This window comes from Bradyrhizobium sp. AUGA SZCCT0431, from assembly GCF_018131065.1.
GTDB lineage: Bacteria > Pseudomonadota > Alphaproteobacteria > Rhizobiales > Xanthobacteraceae > Bradyrhizobium.
This window is the reverse complement of the sequence record NZ_JAFCLR010000035.1, coordinates 25,605-45,877: the sequence shown is the minus strand read 5'-3', so window position 1 is coordinate 45,877 and position 20,273 is coordinate 25,605. Positions and strand designations below refer to the sequence as shown.

20 protein-coding genes are annotated in these 20,273 nt (G+C 59.9%); 15 read left to right on the top strand and 5 right to left on the bottom strand.

All coding sequences use genetic code 11. The features are described from left to right. Positions 1–40: 40 nt before the first annotated feature. Entirely contained in the window at positions 41–979 is a 939-nt protein-coding gene (locus JQ567_RS28125) for a LysR family transcriptional regulator (protein WP_212441828.1), read from the bottom strand. A 181-nt stretch (positions 980–1,160) separates the two neighbouring features. Between JQ567_RS28125 and JQ567_RS28120 the strand changes: the two genes are divergently transcribed. From JQ567_RS28120 to JQ567_RS39115, 8 genes are all read left to right on the top strand, one after another. Then, complete coding sequence (locus tag JQ567_RS28120) at positions 1,161–1,907, top strand: SDR family NAD(P)-dependent oxidoreductase (RefSeq protein ID WP_212441827.1); 747 nt, start codon at positions 1,161–1,163, stop codon at positions 1,905–1,907. Between the two features lie 91 nt (positions 1,908–1,998). Then, complete coding sequence (locus JQ567_RS28115) at positions 1,999–2,745, top strand: SDR family NAD(P)-dependent oxidoreductase (protein WP_212441826.1); 747 nt, start codon at positions 1,999–2,001, stop codon at positions 2,743–2,745. 92 nt (positions 2,746–2,837) lie between these two features. Next, positions 2,838–3,275, top strand: a complete 438-nt coding sequence (locus JQ567_RS28110; protein WP_212441825.1) for a heme-binding protein — start codon at positions 2,838–2,840, stop codon at positions 3,273–3,275. After that, on the top strand, positions 3,272–4,153 hold the full coding sequence (locus tag JQ567_RS28105) for an alpha/beta hydrolase (RefSeq protein ID WP_312017476.1): 882 nt from the start codon (positions 3,272–3,274) through the stop codon (positions 4,151–4,153). Before JQ567_RS28110 ends, JQ567_RS28105 begins: the two co-directional genes overlap by 4 nt. Before the next feature lie 51 nt (positions 4,154–4,204). Beyond that, positions 4,205–4,951 (top strand): SDR family NAD(P)-dependent oxidoreductase, encoded by a 747-nt coding sequence (locus JQ567_RS28100; protein ID WP_212441824.1) that lies wholly within the window; start codon positions 4,205–4,207, stop codon positions 4,949–4,951. Positions 4,952–4,984: 33 nt separating this feature from the next. Beyond that, positions 4,985–6,679, top strand: a complete 1,695-nt coding sequence (locus JQ567_RS28095; RefSeq protein WP_212441823.1) for an MFS transporter — start codon at positions 4,985–4,987, stop codon at positions 6,677–6,679. 101 nt (positions 6,680–6,780) lie between these two features. Then, positions 6,781–7,407, top strand: coding sequence for a glutathione S-transferase family protein (locus tag JQ567_RS28090; protein ID WP_249165770.1), 627 nt, complete (start codon positions 6,781–6,783; stop codon positions 7,405–7,407). Positions 7,408–7,430: 23 nt separating this feature from the next. Further along, entirely contained in the window at positions 7,431–7,799 is a 369-nt protein-coding gene (locus JQ567_RS39115; RefSeq protein WP_212441822.1) for a porin, read from the top strand. A gap of 179 nt (positions 7,800–7,978) precedes the next feature. Here JQ567_RS39115 and JQ567_RS28080 read toward each other — a convergent pair whose 3' ends face one another. The 4 genes from JQ567_RS28080 to JQ567_RS28065 are packed head-to-tail and all read right to left on the bottom strand — an operon-like array spanning position 7,979 to position 12,457. Beyond that, positions 7,979–8,815, bottom strand: coding sequence for a phosphosulfolactate synthase (locus JQ567_RS28080; protein ID WP_249165778.1), 837 nt, complete (start codon positions 8,813–8,815; stop codon positions 7,979–7,981). A 33-nt stretch (positions 8,816–8,848) separates the two neighbouring features. Continuing rightward, positions 8,849–9,877, bottom strand: coding sequence for an ABC transporter substrate-binding protein (locus JQ567_RS28075; protein WP_212441820.1), 1,029 nt, complete (start codon positions 9,875–9,877; stop codon positions 8,849–8,851). A gap of 41 nt (positions 9,878–9,918) precedes the next feature. After that, positions 9,919–10,680 carry an enoyl-CoA hydratase-related protein gene (locus tag JQ567_RS28070; RefSeq protein WP_212441819.1) on the bottom strand — a complete coding sequence of 254 codons (762 nt, stop codon included), beginning with the start codon at positions 10,678–10,680 and terminating at the stop codon, positions 9,919–9,921. 4 nt (positions 10,681–10,684) lie between these two features. Further along, a complete protein-coding gene (locus tag JQ567_RS28065) occupies positions 10,685–12,457 on the bottom strand; it encodes a non-ribosomal peptide synthetase (RefSeq protein WP_212441818.1) in 1,773 nt (590 codons plus the stop codon). A gap of 233 nt (positions 12,458–12,690) precedes the next feature. Here JQ567_RS28065 and JQ567_RS28060 point away from each other — a divergent pair, with 233 nt between their 5' ends. The 7 genes from JQ567_RS28060 to JQ567_RS28030 are packed head-to-tail and all read left to right on the top strand — an operon-like array spanning position 12,691 to position 20,223. Beyond that, on the top strand, positions 12,691–13,386 hold the full coding sequence (locus JQ567_RS28060; protein WP_212441817.1) for a glutathione binding-like protein: 696 nt from the start codon (positions 12,691–12,693) through the stop codon (positions 13,384–13,386). Next, entirely contained in the window at positions 13,383–14,282 is a 900-nt protein-coding gene (locus JQ567_RS28055) for a GntR family transcriptional regulator (RefSeq protein ID WP_212441816.1), read from the top strand. The genes JQ567_RS28060 and JQ567_RS28055 overlap by 4 nt, the downstream gene beginning before the upstream one ends. 29 nt (positions 14,283–14,311) lie before the next feature. Further along, complete coding sequence (locus JQ567_RS28050; protein ID WP_212441815.1) at positions 14,312–15,349, top strand: ABC transporter substrate-binding protein; 1,038 nt, start codon at positions 14,312–14,314, stop codon at positions 15,347–15,349. After that, complete coding sequence (locus JQ567_RS28045; RefSeq protein ID WP_409363635.1) at positions 15,346–16,173, top strand: ABC transporter ATP-binding protein; 828 nt, start codon at positions 15,346–15,348, stop codon at positions 16,171–16,173. The genes JQ567_RS28050 and JQ567_RS28045 overlap by 4 nt, the downstream gene beginning before the upstream one ends. Then, a complete protein-coding gene (locus JQ567_RS28040) occupies positions 16,170–17,051 on the top strand; it encodes an ABC transporter permease (protein WP_212441814.1) in 882 nt (293 codons plus the stop codon). The genes JQ567_RS28045 and JQ567_RS28040 overlap by 4 nt, the downstream gene beginning before the upstream one ends. Next, positions 17,048–17,893 (top strand): hypothetical protein, encoded by an 846-nt coding sequence (locus tag JQ567_RS28035; RefSeq protein ID WP_212441813.1) that lies wholly within the window; start codon positions 17,048–17,050, stop codon positions 17,891–17,893. The genes JQ567_RS28040 and JQ567_RS28035 overlap by 4 nt, the downstream gene beginning before the upstream one ends. Positions 17,894–17,949: 56 nt before the next feature. After that, positions 17,950–20,223, top strand: coding sequence for a DUF3604 domain-containing protein (locus JQ567_RS28030; RefSeq protein ID WP_212441812.1), 2,274 nt, complete (start codon positions 17,950–17,952; stop codon positions 20,221–20,223). Positions 20,224–20,273 lie beyond the last annotated feature (50 nt).

Sequence of the window (20,273 nt, the reverse complement as noted above, 5' to 3'; positions counted from 1 at the left end):
AGGGTCTGCCATGGTTCCACCGCCACAGCCTGCATGTGCGTCATCGCTTCGGAGCGGCCGATCCCGGTCCGGTCATCCGGCGCGCCTTGCTGGATATTTGGGCGGTCAAGTCATCAATTCTGGAGAGGAGAAGTTTGAGAATCGGCGAGGTGTTTGCTTTGTTGTAACCTAGGACCAGATCAATCGTTGGCGCTTCACCCACCAGCGGACGGCTGGTCACGGACCAAGGAAGAAGATTACTTGGGTACGCGGGCAGCAGTGCTACGGCGCCGGTCGACGCGATCATGGACACCGCATGGGTAATGTTGTCCACCTCGTGATCCGGAACGATATCCAGGCCGGATCGCTTCAGGTAGTCCTCGATCACAGCGCGCGAGGTTGGGGCCGTCTTCGATGGTATGATGAATGTTTCGCCCACGATCTCTCGCAGCTCAACGGAGTCACGCACGGCAAGGCGGTGGTCGCTGGGGAATATCACGACGAACGGCTCCGTAATCACACGCCTGTAAACCAGCTCGTCCGCCCGCTCTTCCGGCCGCATGAACGCGGCGTCGAGCCTCCCCCGCATCAAGGCGTCAGCGAGGTCCGGGGAATTCTGGCTTGAGACCGTGACCTCTATATTGGGCAGTTCATCGTGAAGGATGCGCAGCGCTTCAGGCAACCAATCTATTTCTTTCCCCGTGAGAAACCCTAGAGCGAAGGTCGGCTTGGCGGGTTGCGCCGCCCGCCGCGCTGCTTCCTTGGCTGCATCGGCTTGGGTGAGCGCCAGCCGCGCATGGTCGAGAAAGGCGCGACCAGCGGCGGTCAACTCGATGCCGTGCACGCTGCGGCTCATCAGTTGAACGCCGACCTCGTATTCGAGATCGCGGATTTGCCGGCTCAGCGAAGGCTGCGCGGTGTGCAGCCGTTTTTCGGCCGCGAGCGTCAGGCTGCCCTCTTCGGCGACCGCGATGAAATAGCGAAGGTGCCGTAGCTCCATAGCGCTCTCCATATCGCGAAGGCATGCCCCCCAGCTTACAAAGTCTTTTTCGGGAGCGCCAGAGGAGCCTACATGGCTTTCAACGAGGGCACCTGAGACTGATCTCGGTCTCTAAAAGCCGCGGCCATAGGTATCCGGTTCCATGCTCTGCCGGTAGGGCAGCAAATTGCGAGGATCACAAATGAGCAACCCAGTCGTATTGATCACGGGTGCCTTGACCGGCATTGGTCGCGCCGCTGCCGTCGCCTTCGCCAAGAAGGGCGCGAAGGTGGTCGTTGCCGGCCGGCGTGATGAGGCCGGCCAGGCGCTCGTCAAGGAGCTGCGCTCGTTCGGTTCCGAGGCCGAGTTCATCAACACCGACGTCCGCAAGGAGGATGACGTCCGCGCTATGGTCGACAAGACCGTCGCGCGGTTTGGCCGTCTCGATGTCGCGGTGAACAATGCCGCCACCGAAGGTGCGGTCGGCCCGATCACGGACCAGACCGCGGAAAGCTTTGCCGCGACGTTCGAGACCAACGTTCTCGGCGTGGTCCTGAGCATGAAGCACGAAGTGCGCGCCATGCAGGCCCAGGGCAGCGGCAGCATCATCAATATCTCCTCGACCTATGGGCACAGGGGCGCGCCCTATGCCTCGATCTACGTCGGCGCCAAGCATGCCGTCGAAGGCATTACCAAGTCGGTAGCGCTCGAACTCGGCAAATCGGGGATTCGCGTGAACGCCGTCGGGCCTGGCCCCACGGACACCGGCATGCTGACCCGCTTTACTGGCACGGCGGAGAACAAGGCGGCCCTGGTGACCCAGGTTCCGCTCGGTCGGCTCGTCCTCTCCGAGGAGGTTGCCGACGGCATCGTGTTCCTCGGTTCGGACGAAGGCAGGTTCATCACCGGCCACGTCCTCAACGTCGACGGCGGACACAGCGCCAACTGACCATGTTTTGGCGCTGAAGCTTGCTCCGCGCCCGAAAGCCACGGCTTCGCATACGTCTTAGGTCAACAACAAGATTCAGAGGACGACCGCTATGGGCGCTCCTGTTATCCTCATTAGCGGCGCTCTGACCGGCATCGGTCGTGCCACGGCATTGGCCTTTGCCAAGGAAGGCGCAACGGTCGTTGCGTCCGGCCGCCGCGAGGCCGAAGGCAAGGCACTCGAAGCCGAGCTTCGTAGCCTCGGCGTTGAAGCCGCCTTCATTCTGGCGGACGTGCGCCACGAAGACCAGGTGCGCAACCTTGTCGAACAGACTGTCGCGCGCTTCGGCCGCCTGGATGTCGCGGTCAACAATGCCGGCACCGAAGGAAAACCTGGCCCGCTGGCCGAGCAGACGTCCGAGAGCTATGCAGGGATGTTCGACACCAATGTGCTTGGCACGCTCCTGAGCTTGAAGCACGAACTGCGGGTCATGCAGCCGCAAGGCTCAGGCAGCATCATCAATATTTCTTCGACCATGGGCGAGCGCGGTGCGGCGAATTTAGCGCTCTACACCGCAAGCAAGCACGCGGTGGAAGGTCTCACGAAATCCGCCGCTCTCGAAGCCGCCCCTTCCGGCGTGCGCGTCAATGCCGTCGCGCCTGGTCCGACCGAGACCGCGATGCTCGAACGTCTGACCGGGACGCCCGACAAAAAGGCGGCGTTCTATGCTGCCATACCGCTTAAACGCGGTGCGAAGCCGGAAGAGATCGCCGACGCTATCGTGTTCCTCGCTTCAGACAAAGCTTCCTTCGTCACCGGCCAGATCATCAGGATCAACGGCGGCAAAACCGCCATGTGATCACTTGCGGCACCAGGGATGCGCAAGGGAGTCGATTATTACGACCCACACCCGATAAGCGCGCAGTGCATATCAACTGAGGAGTTAATCCAATGGCTAACGTTGTGAAGAAACACAGCATCTCTTCTGAGCTGGCACAGAAAATGGTGGATGCAGCAGTGGCAAAAGCCAGAGAACTTGGCGTCAGCGAGAACGTGGCGATCCTCGATGACGGCGGCAATCTCAAGGCCTTTAGCCGGATGGATGGGGCCTCGATGCCTACCATCGAGATTGCGCAAAAGAAGGCGTACACCGCTCTATTCGGCGTCTCCACTCAGGACTTTTTCAACTTTATCCAGGGCGACCCGTCCCTTTTGGCCGGCATCCCCACGCTTGCGCGTGTAGCGGCGTGGGGTGGCGGGTTTCCCATCAAGGTGAACGGCGAGGTTGTCGGGGCGATCGGGGTGAGCGGAGCGCCCGTGGTGCAGAACGACATCGATTGCGCGAGAGCGGCCCTGGCGCTCCTACCGGATGCGGTACCCACTGAGTGAAAAGGCTCGACCAGATGATTCACACCCACCAGACCGCGCCGACGCAATTCGTCGAAGCTAACGGCATCCGCTTTGCCTATCGCCGCTTTGGCAATGCATCGGGCGTGCCGCTCGTCTTCAACCAGCACTTCACCGGGACGATGGACCATTGGGATCCGGCGGTGACCGACGGACTCGCGAACGAGCGCGAAGTCATCCTGTTCAATAATGCCGGCGTCGCCAGCAGTTCAGGGCAAGTGCCAACTTCGATCGAGGGTATGGCCGCCAACGCCATCGCCTTCATTGGAGCGCTGGGTCTGTCAAGGGTCGACGTGCTGGGTTTCTCCATCGGTGGCCTCGTTGCTCAGGAGATCGCCGGCCAGGCGCCGGGCCTCGTTCGCAAGTTGGTCCTTGTCGGGACCGGACCACGCGGGGGCGAGGGTATGGCCAATCTGACGCCCGAAGCGCAGCAGATTTTCGGCGCAACCTACCAAGAACCCGACCACCTCTGGCTCGCCGTCCATTTCACCCGGTCGGAAGCAAGTCAGGCAGCCGGCCACGACTTTCTCAAGCGGTTCCGCCTGCGCAAAGAAAACCGGGACCCGGAGGTCAACGAAAAGGTGGCACCCGCACAACTCGAAGCGTTAGGCAAATGGGGCATTCAGTTCAAAGGGTCGTACGCCTATCTCAAGGCGATCAGCCAGCCGACGCTGGTGGTGAACGGCGGCAAGGACGTGATCGTCTACTCGGTGAACTCGTTCATCCTGCAGCAGCACCTGCCGAACGCCCAACTCATCCTCTACCCCGACGCCAATCACGGCTCGCAGTACCAGTATCCCGAACTCTTCGTCCGTCATGTCTCGATGTTCCTGTCGGCGGACGAGCGCCGAGGCGTGTGAGGATACGAAGCGGTCACTTAGCCGCCGCGGCAACGACCAAGGACGACGATCATGGCTACCCTGACCGGCAAAACTGCGCTCGTTACCGGCGGTTCGCGCGGCATCGGACGCGCCAGCGCACTCGCGCTTGCCGCCGCCGGCGCCCAGGTTCTCGTGCATTACGGCCGCGGCGCGAAGGAAGCCAACGATGTTGTCGCAGAGATCGCCACAGCCGGCGGCCGAGCGGATGCCATAGCGACGGACCTTGCCGCCGCGGACGGCGCCGGCAAGCTTGCCAGGCAGGTCCGCAGTATTGTCGGAGATCGCCTCGACATCCTTGTCGCCAACGCAGGGATCTTGAAAGCGGCGACCATCGAGGAAACGACGGTCGAGGATTTCGACAGGCTGTTCGCAGTCAACGTCCGCGCACCATTCTTTCTTGTGCAGCAGCTGCTTCCGATCATGTGCAAGGGAAGCAGCATCGTTTTCCTCTCATCGCTCGCGGCGCGCGCCGTTGTTGGAACGGAACCCGCGTATGCGGCAACCAAGGGCGCCATCGACACCCTGGTGAAGCATTTCGCCTCGATGCTTGGCGCGCGCGGTGTCCGTGTCAATGCCGTCGCACCCGGTGTCGTCGAGACGGACATGTTGAACTTCACGAGGACAGACGCGGGCCGCGACTTCGCGCTGGGCATTCAGGCACTGAAGCGCCTCGCGCAGCCCAACGACATCGGCGGCGTTATCGCCTTCCTGGCATCCGAAGATGCCCGATGGATCACCGGCGATATCATCCGCGTCGATGGCGGCTCGAACCTGTGAAGTTGGAACGCCGGGAGCGCCGGGAGTAAAGCGATGATCAAGGATCCCCTTCTGTCTCCAGCCGCTTGCGGGCCTCACCGGCCCGGCTGCTGTACCCAGCGGAACTCCGCACCGTACGAGCTTGGGCAACGCGCAAGCTTCTGGGTTGCGGCCGGCGTGGTCGCGCACACCTTTTGGACCAGCGCTGCGCCGGCGATGACCTATCCGCTGTTTGCCGAGGAGTGGCATCTCACCCACACGGTTACGACCGGGGTCTTCGCCATCTATCCTATTGTCGTAGCTGCCGTTCTGGTGGGCTTCGGCGATGTGTCCGATTATGTCGGCCGTCGCGCCGCAATCCTGTGGGGTGTCGGCGCTTCGCTCTTTGGCACCCTGCTCTTGGCGCAGGCGCCCGATGTGCTCTGGCTGTTTGCGGGGCGCGCATTCATGGGCATCGGCGTCGGCCTTACCGCGGGCGCGTCGACTGCTGCGATGGTGGAATTCAGCGGCCAGGGAGCGGCGAAGCGCGCGGCCACGATCACAAATGCCGCCCAAGCCGTCGGTTTCGGAGCAGCACTGCTGCTCGGCGGCGCCCTCGTTCAATATGCTCCGCTGCCCACGCGGCTGAACTTTTGGGTGCTGTCCGCAGTCCTGGCTGCGCTGTTTGCCACGGCATGGTTCCTGCCGCGCCATACCGGCAGCGAAGCCCTGGGCCGCTGGCGTCCCAAAACTCCCTTCATACCGAACCATTTGCGCAACGTTTTCGCGATCGCGGCGGCGGCGGTAACTACTGCCTACACACACGGCGTACTGATCCTGTCGCTCGGAAGTCAGGTTGCCCGCGATCTCGTTGGATCGCCCAACGCTCTCGTGAACGGCGCGGCTCTTTCCCTATTCGCGATCGCCTCGGCCGTGGTCGGGATTGGCGCGAGGAGGCTGCAACCTCGGGCCGCGATGACCGGTGGCGCTGCCGCATCCGCACTAGGCATGGTGCTGCTGGCGGCGGCGGTCGCTCATCATCATTTGCCAGTCTTCCTCGCCGCTACGGCGATCTCCGGCGCCGGATATAGTCTGCTGTTTTTCGGCGGCCTGCAGACGATCAACAGCGCGGCGCCGGCCGAGCACCGCGGCGGCGTGCTCTCGGCAATCTATTTGCTGGCTTATGTGTCGTTGGGTGCCGTCTCGCTGCTTCTCGGTGCGGTGGCGACTGCGCACGGGCTCGGTTTCGCCGTCAACCTTGGCGCGGGCGTGATCTCCCTGTTCAGCGTGATCACAGTCGCGTTGGTCGCGATGACTCGCGCCGGATCGATCCAGACTGCTATTCCGTCGAAAAGCGAAGGACAACACATGATCAGGACCACACCGGAGCAAAACAAGGTACTCGTGCTCGAAGCATTCGACACGCTGTTCAATAAACGTGACTACGATGCGGCATCCCGCTTCTGGTCCGACAAGTACATTCAGCACAGCGCCCACATCGAACCCGGTCGCGAAGGGCTGTTCGGGCTTATCCGCAGCCTTCCCGACAGCCTGCGCTACGAGCCCGGCCTGATTTTGGCGGAGGATGACTACGTCATCGTCCACGGCCGCTTTTCGGGTCACGGGCAACCTGCGGCATGGGTGGCCGCCGACGTGGTGAGGATCGAGAACGGCGTGCTGGCCGAGCATTGGGATGTACTTCAGGACGAAGCGACAAAAGCCGAATCGAAGAGCGGATTGCCCATGTTCGGCGACCACTTTCCCGCATGACGCAAACAGCTGAGTCACGAGATCGGACGACAGGATTCGCAGTCTGGCTGGCTTCTGCCACCGACCATCGTACCGGCAGCAAAAGAAGATGAGGCTCCCTGATGTCGAATGACCTGAAACTCTACCATTCCGCCGCGTCGCCGAACTCCCGGCGGGTTCGGATCTTCCTCGCTGAGAATGGCATCGCTATCGCTCTTGCACCGGTTGATCTCGCCACGGGCGAGCAACACTCCGATCCCTACCGCGCGATCAATCCGCGACGCGTCGTACCCACACTCGTTTTGGAAGACGGCACTGCGATCGGTGAGGTTCCGGCAATCTGGCGCTATCTCGAAGAGGTCTATCCGGCGCAGCCTTTGCTCGGGTCGACGCCGAAAGACAAGGCGCTGGTTGCCATGTGGGAACGGCGCGCCGAACTCGAGGGTTTTGCGGCCGTCATGGAAGCGGTTCGCAACGCCGCGGAACGCCTCAAGGGCCGTGCGATTGCTGGACCCCACGATTATGATCAAATTCCGGCGCTGGCCGAGCGCAGCCGGCTTCGGGTGAAAAACTTCTACGCCGATCTCGATAGCCGTCTTGCAGAAGTACCCTTTGTCGCCGGCAACACGTTCTCGGCGGCAGACATCACCGCATTGGTCTCTGTCGATTTTGCGACCAAAGCCATGAATTTTTCGGTGCCCGGTGAGCACGCCGCACTGGAGCGTTGGTACGAGAACGTTTCGAGCTGACCTAGCGTCGAGGCCTAATCAGTATGATCGATCTCAACGATCAGCTGGCAACCGCGAATGGCGTGGCGGGCAGAAAACAGACCGTCCACACGGCGGGTCTGAACTGGTACGTCAACCGCAACGTCCAACGAATTGGGCGAAACGACCGTGAACAAAACGAGACGCACCTATCGCAACGAGAAAAATCAACAACTTGGAAGATGTTCACTGCGTTCGGGACGCAGGTGCCGCAGATTTGGATCTGTTCAGCAACGAGCCTGGGAATTTGCCGTTCAACCAATCGCAACAATCGAGTGTTGCGGGTCTGGGACTTAAACCTAGTTGCGATTATCCGTCAGTCTCTCCCTGACGCATGCAATTGTGATACGATCTCCTTAGAACATGTTCGCTGAAGTTAGCTCAAACTTGCCAAGCGCTTTGCCGGTTTTTACGTAAGGCGAACAGCTTCTTAGTATCCGTACCTTCTGTGAGTGCTGCCCTCTATCCGGCGCAATGGACCGATCGTCATGAAGCCGAAAGTGGCTCGCTCAATTCGCGCTTAGAGGCTTCCCCCTGCTAAAAGCCGGTCGAATCACGCGGGCTTCTGCAATTGCGACGGCAGCGGTCCGGCCACGCCAAAGCCGGTGCGGGTCGCTTCGAAATCAAGCACCGTATCCGGCGCAACATTTGCCACGTTCACGTCAGGACCAAATTCGAGAACTAAAAGCTTTTTTAGTGCTTCGATGTCGCACGTCCTTACGTCGGGTATCCACGGACCAGGCAACTCCAGCATGACGTGTTCCGGATTGAGGCCCTGAGTGACCGCTTGCAAAAGAGCGCGATCGACGCGTCCGCCCTCGACAAGTTCGGCCGCTTCCACAAGAACCAAGCTGGCTCCGGCCTCGAGGCAAATAGCGGCCTGATCAAGAAGTTCTTGGGGCGTCGTGCGGCGATCCTTGCCCCCGACCTCCCCGAATACTTCAAGTCCCGCGTCCCGTGCACGCTGAATATGCTCTCTCCGCTCGCGATCGGTCAGCGGAATGACATTGTCGGAGACTTCAATCGCTGAAAAGCCGAGGCGGATTGCTTCGGTGTAGAAGGCTGTTAACGCACGCCCGGCCGTCGTAGCAACAATAAATTCGTGAAATTGGCCGCCAATGAACGGCTTGATGGCGTGGTCCTTGTAGTGCTCGAGTTTAGCGCGGAGCACGCGCTCGGGGTAAAGGCGTGCGGTCCCCGTCTTGATCTTGGCCAGATCAATATACTCACCCGCGCATGCGACCAGATCTTCGGCATAATGTGCCGGGAGTCCTTGATCGATCATCATGGTGAGGCCGACGCGTCGGGGTTTCGCCGTCGATCGTCCGGCCGGAAGTGGCAGAAAGGCAAATGGCTTCTCGCCAAGGTCCACCGAAGGGGAAGCATTCATTTCAATCACCAAAAATATTCGCCGCGCCGCCCGTCAGTTTCCCTGCAGGGCATTGGCTTCGTCGAAGAACAGATCGTTCCACTTGCTCGGGTCATGCTTGACGATGCCGGCCCGGTACAGGAAGGAGGTAAAGACGCCGACACCGTGCGGGACAACCGTGAACGCTGGCTTCAAATCCTTAAGCACGGTTTCCACGGTCGCTTGGTCGGCGCCAGCCGCCTTGTCGCTGGCAAGATAGATTTCCGCAGCCCGTGCCGGATCGTGTTGGATAAGCTCCATGGCCTCGGACAGCGCTGCGAGAAAAGCACGACAAATGACGGGATTATCGTCGTGAAACTTTTGGCTCATGAATGTCAGATTGAGGCTCATTGGACCACCGATGATAGATCTCGTGTCGGCAATTTGTCGGATGCCCTTTTCCTTGAGTTCGCGTGTGCTGTACGGCGCTACGGAAAAATGCATATTGATGAGGCCGCTTCGCGAAATCAGCGCGGTCAAAGCCTCACTGTGCGCCATCGTCGCGGTAAAGGGGTCGAACTTGTTGAAATTTGCGTCCCCGTAAAGTTTGGCTGCCGCGAATTGCAACAGCGTCGCTTGCATGGACGCCTTCACGGCCGGCAGCGCGATCCGATCCCCTTCACGGATATCGGACAGCGATTGAATACGCGGGTCGTTGGTGAGAACGACCAGGGGGATATCTCCCATCGCGGCAATAGCCTTGATTTTCAGGTTCTCGCGGGTCTTGTCCCACAAGATCGAGAATGGTCCGACGCCGGCGCCGACAATATCGACGGCGCGTGACAGGATCGCATCGTTGAGGGAGGCGCCGCCGGAGAACCGGGCAAAGGTCACGTTGAGCGAGAGGCCGGTGGCCGCAGCTTTTTTCTCCAGCAGTTGCTCCTTCTCCATCACGTAAAATGGCAGATAGTGGATGCCGAAGCCTGATCCGATCTTGACATGGGAGGTGTCCGCCAGGGCGGCCGTCGCGGGCAGGAGAGTGGAGAGCAGCGTCGTCACGACGATCGACTTCAGACGCATCATCAAGGTCCGCTTCTGGAGCATGGCCAAATCCTTCTTGGTTGTCCGAAAGGTAGTTCGGATACTCAGCGCCATTGCGGCTTACGTTTCATCGCAAAGGCGCGCGGTCCCTCGATGAAATCGTCGCTCGCCTGCAGCCGTTTGAAACTGTCGTATTCGGTATTGAAGCCCGCCGTGATGTCCGGATTGGCAAGGCCTCTTTCGATGATGTCCATGCTGGTTGCGACCGCGACCGGCGAAGCGCTGACGATGCGATCGGCCCATTGTCGCGCGACGCTCATGAGACTATCCGCTTCGGAAATCTCGTTGATGAGACCCCACCGGAGCGCTTCTTCGGCGCCGAATTCGACGCCGGTCAGCAACAGCGATTTGGCGACCTTCATCGGCAGCTGACGTGGCAAGAGATGAAGTGCAACCATCGGCACAAGCCCACGATTGACCTCTGGCAAACAGAAACGGGAGAATGGTGCCGCTATCGCAAGATCACAACTCAAGACAGTCTCGAACCCGCCGCCGAACGCCAGGCCGTTGATGGCCGCGATGATCGGCTTCGTCCGGCCGATACGCTTGGTGAGACCGGCAAAGCCGGTCGCAGGACGCTCGAGCGTGCCACCCTCGGCTTGAAATTTGAGGTCATTTCCGGCGCAAAAGGCTTTCTGACCGGCGCCGGTCACGATTGCGACCCGCAGGCCAGGATCGCGCTCAAACGTATCGAAGATGCCAGATAATTCGAAGTGGGCCGGCGAGTGCAGGGCGTTAAGCCGCTCTTGGCGATCGATCGTGACGGTCAAAATCGCCCCGTCCTGCGTGACTGTTGCGAATCCCATCTGGCTATCCTGTCTGGCTCAAATGGCTTGCCATCGATCGCACGTTCGGATTCGCGAGAATGTCCTTGACGGACAGACGCAGCATGGTCCGTGCGTATAATTGCTCGGCAAGCTCCCCTGAACGAATGGGATCGGCACCGAGCAGAAGTACATTGTCGTCGACGCCGAAGTCGGTCCGAACCAGGGCCGTTCGCCAAAGTTCGAGCAGCGTCTGCTCGAGCTCGTTGGTCGGCGGCTGATTGCGCGGCTCAAAGGCGCTCTGAAAGTGCGCCGGCACCTCGCGCCGCATGATCTTGCCGGCTTCGTTCTTTGGCAGATAGGGCACGATGAGAATTGCGGCCGGCACTTTGTAGGTGCTGAGTTGACTGGCAAGATAGGTGCGAAGGTCGTGTTCATGAGGCGTCTGGCCCGCGACCGGGACGATTGCGGAAACCAATTCTTCGCCAAGGGTGGGATGGGGAACCGAAAAGCTGGCCGATTCCGCAACGCTTGGATGCGCAATGAGCGCATTGTCGACCTCATCGGGATAAACCGATAGCCCGCCCCTTTTTATCAGCTCCTTGCTGCGCCCGACGATGAAGAGATAGCCGTCCTCGTCGAGGTAGCCAATGTCGCCGGTTCGCAACCAATCGTCATGAAACAGGATTTTGTTGGCCTCATTATTGCCGAGGTAACGGCGAATGACGCTGGGGCCCCGGATCACGATTTCCCCGGGCTCTCGGGCCGGTTCTTCACGCCCTCCATCATCGAAGATCCTGATCTCGGCGCCCACGGCAACGCCCACCGAGCCAATCTTGCGCTGACGGGGTGGCAGGGGATTGGCGCACACCATCGATGCTGTTTCGGTGAGGCCGTAGGTTTCCATGAGGGGCGCCGCGAAAAGTGTCTCGAGGTTCGCGATGATCGAAGCCGGCAGCGGGGCGGAGGACGATCGGAAAAAGCGCAGTCTTGTCGTTGGTACCAGGTCCGGTCCTCGATCGTAGAAGTTTTTCAATGCCAGGTGCATTGTTGGCGAGCCGGTGAACCAGGTCGGCTGAAGTGCCGCTAACGCCTCGTGGAAGCTCGGCGCCTTGAAAGCCTCGAGGCAGCAAACCGACGATCCGGCAAGCAGCGAGGCCGTGCCCGCGGTTACCAGCCCGTGCATGTGGTGAAGGGGCATGGGGTTGAGGCACACATCGTCGGGCGTCAGGTCAAACCAGTCGACAATGCCAAGCGCCGCGGACAGGACGTTTTGGTGCGTCAGGGGAATGATTTTGGGCTTCGATGTTGTACCGGAAGTCTGCATCAGAAGGGTGGTACCAGGCGGAAGCTCGGTGTCTTCATGCTTGCGCGTGCGCGTGCGCGGCCGTGAGACGCTCACGCTCATTTCACCGTCGTTGTCAGTGAATGAGATCAGGGGCAGGCCGAGCTTCGCAGCGGTTTCTACGGCAATCGCGCTTGAGGTTCCGTCAAGAACCGCAGAAATCTTGAGCATGCGGCAGTACGCTTCGTACTCCTCCGCTCGCATGCTGGGATTCATCGGACAACAACATCCGACAGTCGATGCGGCGAGGAATGCGATCATTCCGGCCGCGCCGCGTGGCTGCAAGGTCGCAATCCGGTCGCGCTCGCCAATGCCTGCTGCCGAAAGGGCTTGAGACAATTGTTGAACGGACGCATTGGCCTGCGCGTAGCTGATCGGCCGACCGGTTGGGCTGATCATTGCATGGCGTTCAGAAGAAGACCTTCCGTCGAAAATCGCGCCTCCGATGGTGGTGCTGCGATTCAACGTCGTCATTGCCGTGTGCCCTTGAATTGCTTCGTGAGCCCTTCCTTTAGAGGACAGTCCCTCGATGCTCAAGAGCTATAGAGTACATAAACAGGTCAGCGACCGCCGAGATTTTCAGCAGCAGCATAATTGCCTGTAAAATAGCATGCAGTCTGCCCAAACAAAGAGCTATATAGCTCTTGTGCTGTAGAAATATTGAGGGTACGGGGTGGTATATCGAGATTGGCAGCGAGGCACGCGTCATGATCACATTGTTCACCTGGCCCACGCCAAACGGGCAGAAGATACAGATCATGCTCGAGGAGCTGAGCGAGCGATATGATGCCCGTCCGGTCAACATTTTACGCGGTGAGCAGTTCGAGCCTGCGTTTCTCAAAATCAGTCCGAACAACAAGATTCCTGCCATCACCGACAGTGATGTCGTGCGGGACGGTGCCCCGCTGTCTGTTTTCGAAACTGGCGCGATACTGATTTATTTGGCCGAGAAATCCGGCAGGTTTCTCCCGACCGATGGGTCGCAGCGCGCGAAGACGCTGGAGTGGCTCCTGTTCCAGTGCAGCAGTCTCGGGCCGATGTTGGGTCAGGCCACGCATTTTCGTCGTTATGCCAAGCAAGACGTCGCCTACGCCGTCGAACGCTATACCAATGAGGCAACGCGCCTTTACGGTGTCATCGAGCGGCAGCTGGAACACACGGCGTGGATCGCGGGCGACGATTACGGCATTGCGGACATGGCGACCTTCCCCTGGATCTGCCGACACCGACGACAAGGTCAGGATTTGGAGCGCTTCCCAAGGACAAAGGCCTGGCTCGGCCGGGTGTCGAGCCGGCCGGCGGTAAGCCGCGGCATGGATCTCTTCAAGGATGTCGCCAAGCAGGCACCGCTTGACGATGAGGCGCATCAAAAGCTGTTCGGCAACCAAGGCGTATTGCAGTGAAAAAGCAGATCAATTCGGGTCGCGCGGGTCAAATAACCAAGCGCGGGGCGGCGAAGACGCCATCGGGGCGCATTTTGCGCGTCGATAGCGTCGATAGCGTCGATACCGGCATAGCGTCGATGATTTCCGCCTCCTTCGAGCGCTCGCAGCGTCAGGGCCTTTCGAAGGCTGCGCAGTTGTACGAGGCGATTTCGTCGCTCGTCGCTTCCGGCGCCATCCTGGATGGCGCGAAGCTTCCGGGCGAGCGCGAGATTTGCAGCGCGACAGGGCTGAGCCTCGGTACCGTGCAAAAGGCACTCAACGCGCTTACGAACGACGGCGATCTGGTTCGCGAGCACGGGCGCGGCACCTTTGTTCGCTCTGCGCGGAATTCACTCAGGGAGCTCTGGCATTACCGTTTTCGCCACCCCACGCGCGAAGAGCTGTTGCCGGTCTATGCCACCGTTGAAAGCCGCAATCGGGTGGCCAGTTTGCCGGCTTCGAACTCGATCCTGGGTGAGGATCGGGTCGGCTATGTCCAAATCAACCGCCTCATCAACATCGACGATAAATTCAACTGCTGGAGCGAAATGTACCTGCGGGCTTCGCGCTTCGGGCGACTGCTCGACCTTCCGATGTCGAACCTCGAAGGGATAAACCTCAAGCAGATTCTCAGCGATGAGTTCAATGCGCCGACCCTCGCCATCAGTCAGACGGCCCGTATCGAGCGACCGTCAGCCGATATCCTGAAAAAGCTCGGCCTCGGCAGCCGCGCCCATTGCTTGGTTATCCGGGTGCTGGCGACCAGCCGGCACCGTGAGCCGATAACGTTCCAGAAGATCGTGGTGCCGCCAGTGGAATATGAGCTTGAGCTCACGGCGGCGCCCTATGAGGTCGCAAAGGCCCTGGCGGCCTGAACATCCAAAGCAGGTGAGGAGGTCTTATGATGAACCTGGTTTCTGATTTGACCCGATGTTTGATCCGCCGCGCCCGAGCAGCACTGGCGTTCCTGCTGCTTGGCCTTACCTGCTTGCAGGTACAGGGCGCCCACGCCGAAACGGCAAAAGTCGTTCTGCAATACGGGATTTCCTACCTGCCTCTTTCCGTGATGCAGGCCGAGGAAATGTGGGAGCGGAGAGCCAAGGAGCTTGGGCTCGATCTGCGGGTTGAATGGCAGAACCTCGGCAACGGCGGTGCCCTGAATGATGCCATCCTGACGGGATCGGCCGACCTCGCCGCCGGCGGGCTTGCGCCCATGTTGAAGCTTTGGGATCGCACGCAAAAAAACATGAGGGTTCGCGGCATTGCAGCGCTCGACTCCTCACCCGCGATGCTGGTCACCAACCGACCCGACATCAAATCCCTTCGCGATTTCAAACCTGAAGACAAGATCGCGCTTTCGATACCGAAGGTCTCCCTGCAAGCCGTCTTTCTGCAAATGGCCGCTGCGCAAGCATTTGGGGCGGACAAATACGCTGCCCTTGACGCGCAGACCGTGTCGATGAAGCACCCTGATGCCGTCGCCGCGCTGCTGTCTCCACGCTCCTCAATCTCGGCCTATTTCGGCAGTTCACCTTACCAGGAGCAAGTACTCAGAAACCCGGGCATGCACAAGATCGTCGATTCCTTCGAGATCATGGGCGGGCCGGTGACCTTCTCGGCCGTGTGGGCGGCTTCCAGTTTTGTCGAGAAGCGGCCGGTCGCGTACCGGGCATTTCTGCTGGCGTTGGATGACGCCATGCGAAGGATCGCGGCCGACAAGCCCGCAGCCGTTGCAGCCTATATGCGCGTCACCAACGCGCCTGAAAGCGAACGCGAAACCCTTCTGCAGATCGTGCAGGATCCGCGCAACGTGTACACGACCGCCCCGCAATCAACAGAGAAGTTTGCCGACTTTCTCTCGAAGACCGGGTTCCTGGAATCGCGTCCGACTTCCTGGAAGGACTTTTTTTTTGAAGGCCTCCACGGTGCGAGCGGTTCATGATGTTAGCCGCACAGAAGGATGCGAAGGTGAAGGTTCCCTCCCGCGTCATTGGCAAAAGCGTGCTGCTGAACGTCGATGGTGTGACGTTGCAATACGCCTCGCGCACGAGCCTGGTGACTGCGACATGGCGTGTGAGTTTTCAAGTTCACCATGGCGATCGCTTCATCCTGCTTGGACCTTCGGGCTGCGGCAAGTCTTCACTTTTGAAAGCGGTTGCAGGGTTCGTTCGGCCGGTTGAAGGAAAGATTACGCTGCAGGGCAGCCCGATTGGCAAGCCTGGTCCGGACCGGATGATGGTCTTCCAGGAGTTTGATCAGCTGTTTCCCTGGCGGACTGTGCTGGAGAACGTGACCTTCCCGATGTCGTCGAAGCCCTGGACGCGTAAGGAGCGCATCGAACGCGCACGAGCAAGTCTCGATAAGGTCGGCCTCAGCAAGTTTATCGACGCCTACCCGCACACGCTTTCGGGCGGCATGAAGCAGCGCGCCGCTATCGCAAGAGCCATGGCGATGGAGCCGGACGTGCTGCTGATGGACGAGCCGTTTGCGGCCCTCGATGCCCTGACCCGCCGTCGGCTGCAGGACGAACTGCTGCGGCTTTGGGACGATCTGCGCTTCACTATGCTTTTCGTTACTCACTCGATCGACGAAGCCACGCGGATTGGATCGCGCATCCTTCTGTTGTCGCCCCATCCGGGCCAGGTGCGCGCCGAGTTCGGCTGTCCGTCCGATTGGGACGTCAGTCAACGCCAAGCGCTGGAACAGCGGATTACGGCGATGCTGATCGAGGAAGGCGAGCGAAGCGCGGTGGAGAAGAGTCAATGACGGTTCTAGCGGATGCCAATGAACGGCCGGACTTTGTCGTCGAGCGCCTCGGCAAGCCGGACAAGACCTTTGTGGTACTTCCGCTACCGCTCTGGAAGCGGCTGCTCGACAATGAGGGCCTTCGGCGTGCGCTTGTGTTGGTGGCCCTGGGACTTGTTTGGCAGGCCTACGCAACGTGGGTGAGTAATGACCTCGTATTTCCAAAGCTGTCCGACGTGCTCGTTGCTTTGTGGAAATCCACGATCAATGGGGTGCTCCCCTCGCGAACCTGGAACTCGCTGCACACGCTGCTGATCGGTTATGCGGTCGGTATCGGTCTCGGCATTGCGATGACCACGGCCGCCATCGTCACGCGGGTGGGGAACGACGTGCTGGCGACACTGACGTCGATGTTCAATCCCCTTCCAGCGATAGCGCTTCTGCCTCTGGCCCTGCTCTGGTTTGGACTCGGACAAGGCAGCATCATCTTCGTGCTGGCACATTCGGTGCTATGGCCTTTCGCGCTCAACACGCATTCCGGCTACCTTTCGGTAAGCGAAACGCTGCGCATGGCAGGGCGCAATTGCGGCTTGGCCCCTTTGCAGTACGTCGCAAGAGTCCTGATGCCGGCAGCGCTTCCGTCAATAATCGCGGGCCTCAAGATCGCTTGGGCTTTCGGTTGGCGAACCCTGATTGCGGCAGAGCTTGTATTCGGCGCTTCGTCGAAGGGCGGGGGTGTAGGCTGGTTCATTTTCGAGAAGCGCAACGATCTAGACATTCCCGAGGTCTTCGCGGGCCTTCTGGTGATCGTCATCATCGGGCTCGTCATGGAAGGCGTATTCTTCCGGACTCTCGAACAGAGAACTGTCCGCAAGTGGGGCATGTCGCGGTCCTCATGAGCACGTTGGTCAACGAAACCGCAAAGCTGGCGTCGCGCGGGAAGCTAACCTATCGGGGCGCGGTCGATGCCTGGGAATGCGATCAAATGGGCCATATGAACATTCAGTTCTACGCCCAGCGCTTCGACCTATCCGAACAGGTCGGGCTTGATGACGCCTGGCAGAGTGTGGGCAATGATTTGCTCGTGAGGGAAAAGCTCGGCCCGCTACGTGAGCGATTGACGTTCCACAGCGAGCTGAGGGCGGGTGCCCCGATCGAAATCACAATGTCGGCTTTCGAGCCGGTCGATCCGGGGATCTTTCGGGTGCGCCACGCGCTCACAAGGACTGAAGATGGCTTCCTGGCCGCCACGGCTGACATCGACTACGAAGTATATGAACAGCGGCCGCAGGAAGCTCCGGGGCGGGCGACACAGCCGTCGGTGCTTGTCGACAAGAGCCATGTCGGCTTGCGGCATTGCGGCCGATCCTCGATTTTGGACGGCGACGTCCAAAACGCAAGACTTCGCAGGCAAAAGCTCGTTGCGATGTTGAATCACGCGAGTTGCCACGCGGGTCTTGAACGCGGACGTCAGCGCGATCTTGGGGGTCGCCTGATCGTAGGCTCGGCCACGCTCGATATGGAAATTGCCCTCCATGGGCCTGTGCTGGCGGGCATGCTTCTCGACGTGAAGAGTTTGCTCACGCGAAAGACCGGCAAGTTGGTTGATGCGCGCCACATTATCATCGATGCCGAAACTGATGCGTTCCTCTACTCCGTGGCCGTGACCCACGTTTTCTTCGACGTCTGTACGCGCAAAGCAATTGAGATACCGGAGTCTATGACTTCGGTCATCGCATAGGCTTCGACGACTGCAATCTCGAGATCAGACTTCAACCTCCAAGCAGGCGACAAATCATGGGAAATGAGACTTCTTTCGCAAACTGGATGCCGGAGGTCACACCGGTCAGCGAGCGCGATGCCGGCTCCGTCAGCATAGACAACTGTGGCCCCTTTGCTGCCGGGAGCTACTGCCGGTTTGTGCTGACCTACGTTGCGGGCCGGTACGGGATCGACGACACCGGATCGCTCAAGATTTGCTACCGGTTCGCGTCCGATATGGGCCGGCCACAATTCTCGGATCCCGCGGCGCCAAATTGGGTCAGCGTCACTGCGTCGAATGGCGCAACCTTGGAGACCCGGTTCGACTACAAACAAAACACGAGGCCGTGGGACCGAACGCTCTACATCAAGGTGGCCGCCGGATTCCTGAAGGAAGGCGACACGATTACTGTATCATTTGGAACCGACGGCGGCGGTCCGGGCATGCGTATGCAAACCTTCGTTGATCCGGAGTTTTGCTTTCGGGTCCTGGTCGATCCCATCGCGACCTATACTTACGTCGAAGTTCCGAATGTCCCCATCATGCCGATTATTGCGGGACCGGCGGCGCGATGGCAAGCCATCCTTCCCACCTGCCGGGCGATCGGAGACGAGGTCGCCTTGTGCATTCGTGCCGAGGACATGTGGGGCAATCCGACGGACGACGTGCCGTTTGATCGCCTCGGTTTGAGAGCGACGGGGCCCATCGAGGGGGTGCCGCGGACGATATCCTTTGGGAAAGGCGACACCGCTCGTCGTATCGAAGGACTACGCGTTACCGGTATCGGCGAAATCCTGATCGACTTGATGTCAGAGGATCGTCCGATTGCGCAGTCGAACAAGCTTGTCACCGTTCAATCCCTTGACCTTCGGCCGTTCTGGGGCGATCTGCACGCACAATCCGGTGAGACGATCGGCTCCGGATCGATCGAAGACTACATGCAATACGCGCGGGATGCCGCCTGCCTCGACATCATCGGCCATCAAGGGAACGACTTCCAGATAACGCCGGAGTTTTGGCAGACGCTTAATACAGCGATGAAGGAATGGGACGAGCCCGGCAGATTTGTGACAATCCCCGGCTATGAATGGTCCGGCAACACGGCTCTCGGCGGCGACCGTAACGTGTTCTACCGCCATGAAACCGGCACCATCCGCCGCTCCTCCCATGCCCTGGTCGCCGATCGCACGGATCTCGAGACGGATTGCTGGGACGCGCGAGAACTTTTCAGCGCTCTCGGCTCCCACCAGGACACGGTGGTGTGGGCGCATTGCGGTGGCCGCTACGCCGACATCGCCTATGCGCACGACCACGCGCTCGAACGGTCGGTCGAAGTCCACTCTAGTTGGGGTACGTTCGAATGGCTCGCCGACGATGCCTTTCGAGAGGGTTATCGTATCGGTATCGTGGGCAACAGCGACGGCCACAAGGGGAGGCCGGGTTACGAGTCTCCTGGGGCCTCCATGTTCGGCGCCCTTGGCGGGCTTACCTGCTACTTAATGCCGTCACTCACGCGGGGCGATGTGTTCGATGCGTTACATGCGCGGCACCACTATGCCACCTCTGGTTCGCGGATTCACCTCGCCGTCAGCTCCGATTTTGATCATCCGGCAACAATCTGGATCGACGATCCTCGCATTGAAGGGGCGCGTTCGAAGAAAGCCGATCGAGCCATCATGGGCGATATCGTCACATCGAGCGGAAAGACCGCCAAACTGATGATCGATCTTGCAAGCTCGGCAGCGATTCTTAGTCTTGAGATCAGGCGCGGTAGTGAATGTCTTGAAACCATCCGCCCTCACGCAGGTTCGCCTCTGGGACGGCGACTTCGCATCGAATGGAGCGGCGCCGAGTACCGGGGGCGGGCTCGGCAGACGACCTGGGACGGCTCACTCAAATTGTCAGGAGGCCAAATCATCAGCGCCAAGCCCATCAACTTCCTAAATCCAGATCGACCGCTGAAGCAGATATCGGATACAGAACTGCGATGGTCGTCGATCACGACCGGAAACATGGCCGGAATTGATCTCGTCCTCTCGGATGACGATGCAACGTTCGAGATTGAAACCCCGATGGGCTCCGTAAAAAGGAATATCACGGAGATCGATCATACGCCTTTCGTGGAAAGCTACGGCAAGCTGGCGCGCGAACTCAGAATCTCCCGGCAGCCCGCGGACTACAGTGTCTTTTCGCTCCACTTGGAGCGCAACATTGGGCTGATCGAGGGTGACAATCCGCTCTGGCTCTGCGCGGCCTTTGAAGACGGCCATGAGGCCTGGTCCAGTCCAATTTATTTTATTCAGGAATGAATTCCATGCAGCGCCTGACGTTCTGGGTGCGTGATGCGCGCAAGATCGGG

Coding starts and splice junctions, on each gene's coding strand:
- JQ567_RS28095 (WP_212441823.1), top strand. CDS start 4,985: ATGATCAAGGATCCCCTTCTGTCTCCAGCCGCTTGCGGGCCTCACCGG.
- JQ567_RS28045 (WP_409363635.1), top strand. CDS start 15,346: ATGATGTTAGCCGCACAGAAGGATGCGAAGGTGAAGGTTCCCTCCCGC.
- JQ567_RS28075 (WP_212441820.1), bottom strand. CDS start 9,877: ATGCTCCAGAAGCGGACCTTGATGATGCGTCTGAAGTCGATCGTCGTG.
- JQ567_RS28120 (WP_212441827.1), top strand. CDS start 1,161: ATGAGCAACCCAGTCGTATTGATCACGGGTGCCTTGACCGGCATTGGT.
- JQ567_RS28050 (WP_212441815.1), top strand. CDS start 14,312: ATGAACCTGGTTTCTGATTTGACCCGATGTTTGATCCGCCGCGCCCGA.
- JQ567_RS28125 (WP_212441828.1), bottom strand. CDS start 979: ATGGAGCTACGGCACCTTCGCTATTTCATCGCGGTCGCCGAAGAGGGC.
- JQ567_RS28035 (WP_212441813.1), top strand. CDS start 17,048: ATGAGCACGTTGGTCAACGAAACCGCAAAGCTGGCGTCGCGCGGGAAG.
- JQ567_RS28100 (WP_212441824.1), top strand. CDS start 4,205: ATGGCTACCCTGACCGGCAAAACTGCGCTCGTTACCGGCGGTTCGCGC.
- JQ567_RS28115 (WP_212441826.1), top strand. CDS start 1,999: ATGGGCGCTCCTGTTATCCTCATTAGCGGCGCTCTGACCGGCATCGGT.
- JQ567_RS28070 (WP_212441819.1), bottom strand. CDS start 10,680: ATGGGATTCGCAACAGTCACGCAGGACGGGGCGATTTTGACCGTCACG.
- JQ567_RS28030 (WP_212441812.1), top strand. CDS start 17,950: ATGGGAAATGAGACTTCTTTCGCAAACTGGATGCCGGAGGTCACACCG.
- JQ567_RS28065 (WP_212441818.1), bottom strand. CDS start 12,457: ATGACGACGTTGAATCGCAGCACCACCATCGGAGGCGCGATTTTCGAC.
- JQ567_RS28080 (WP_249165778.1), bottom strand. CDS start 8,815: ATGAATGCTTCCCCTTCGGTGGACCTTGGCGAGAAGCCATTTGCCTTT.
- JQ567_RS28040 (WP_212441814.1), top strand. CDS start 16,170: ATGACGGTTCTAGCGGATGCCAATGAACGGCCGGACTTTGTCGTCGAG.
- JQ567_RS39115 (WP_212441822.1), top strand. CDS start 7,431: ATGATCGATCTCAACGATCAGCTGGCAACCGCGAATGGCGTGGCGGGC.
- JQ567_RS28110 (WP_212441825.1), top strand. CDS start 2,838: ATGGCTAACGTTGTGAAGAAACACAGCATCTCTTCTGAGCTGGCACAG.
- JQ567_RS28060 (WP_212441817.1), top strand. CDS start 12,691: ATGATCACATTGTTCACCTGGCCCACGCCAAACGGGCAGAAGATACAG.
- JQ567_RS28090 (WP_249165770.1), top strand. CDS start 6,781: ATGTCGAATGACCTGAAACTCTACCATTCCGCCGCGTCGCCGAACTCC.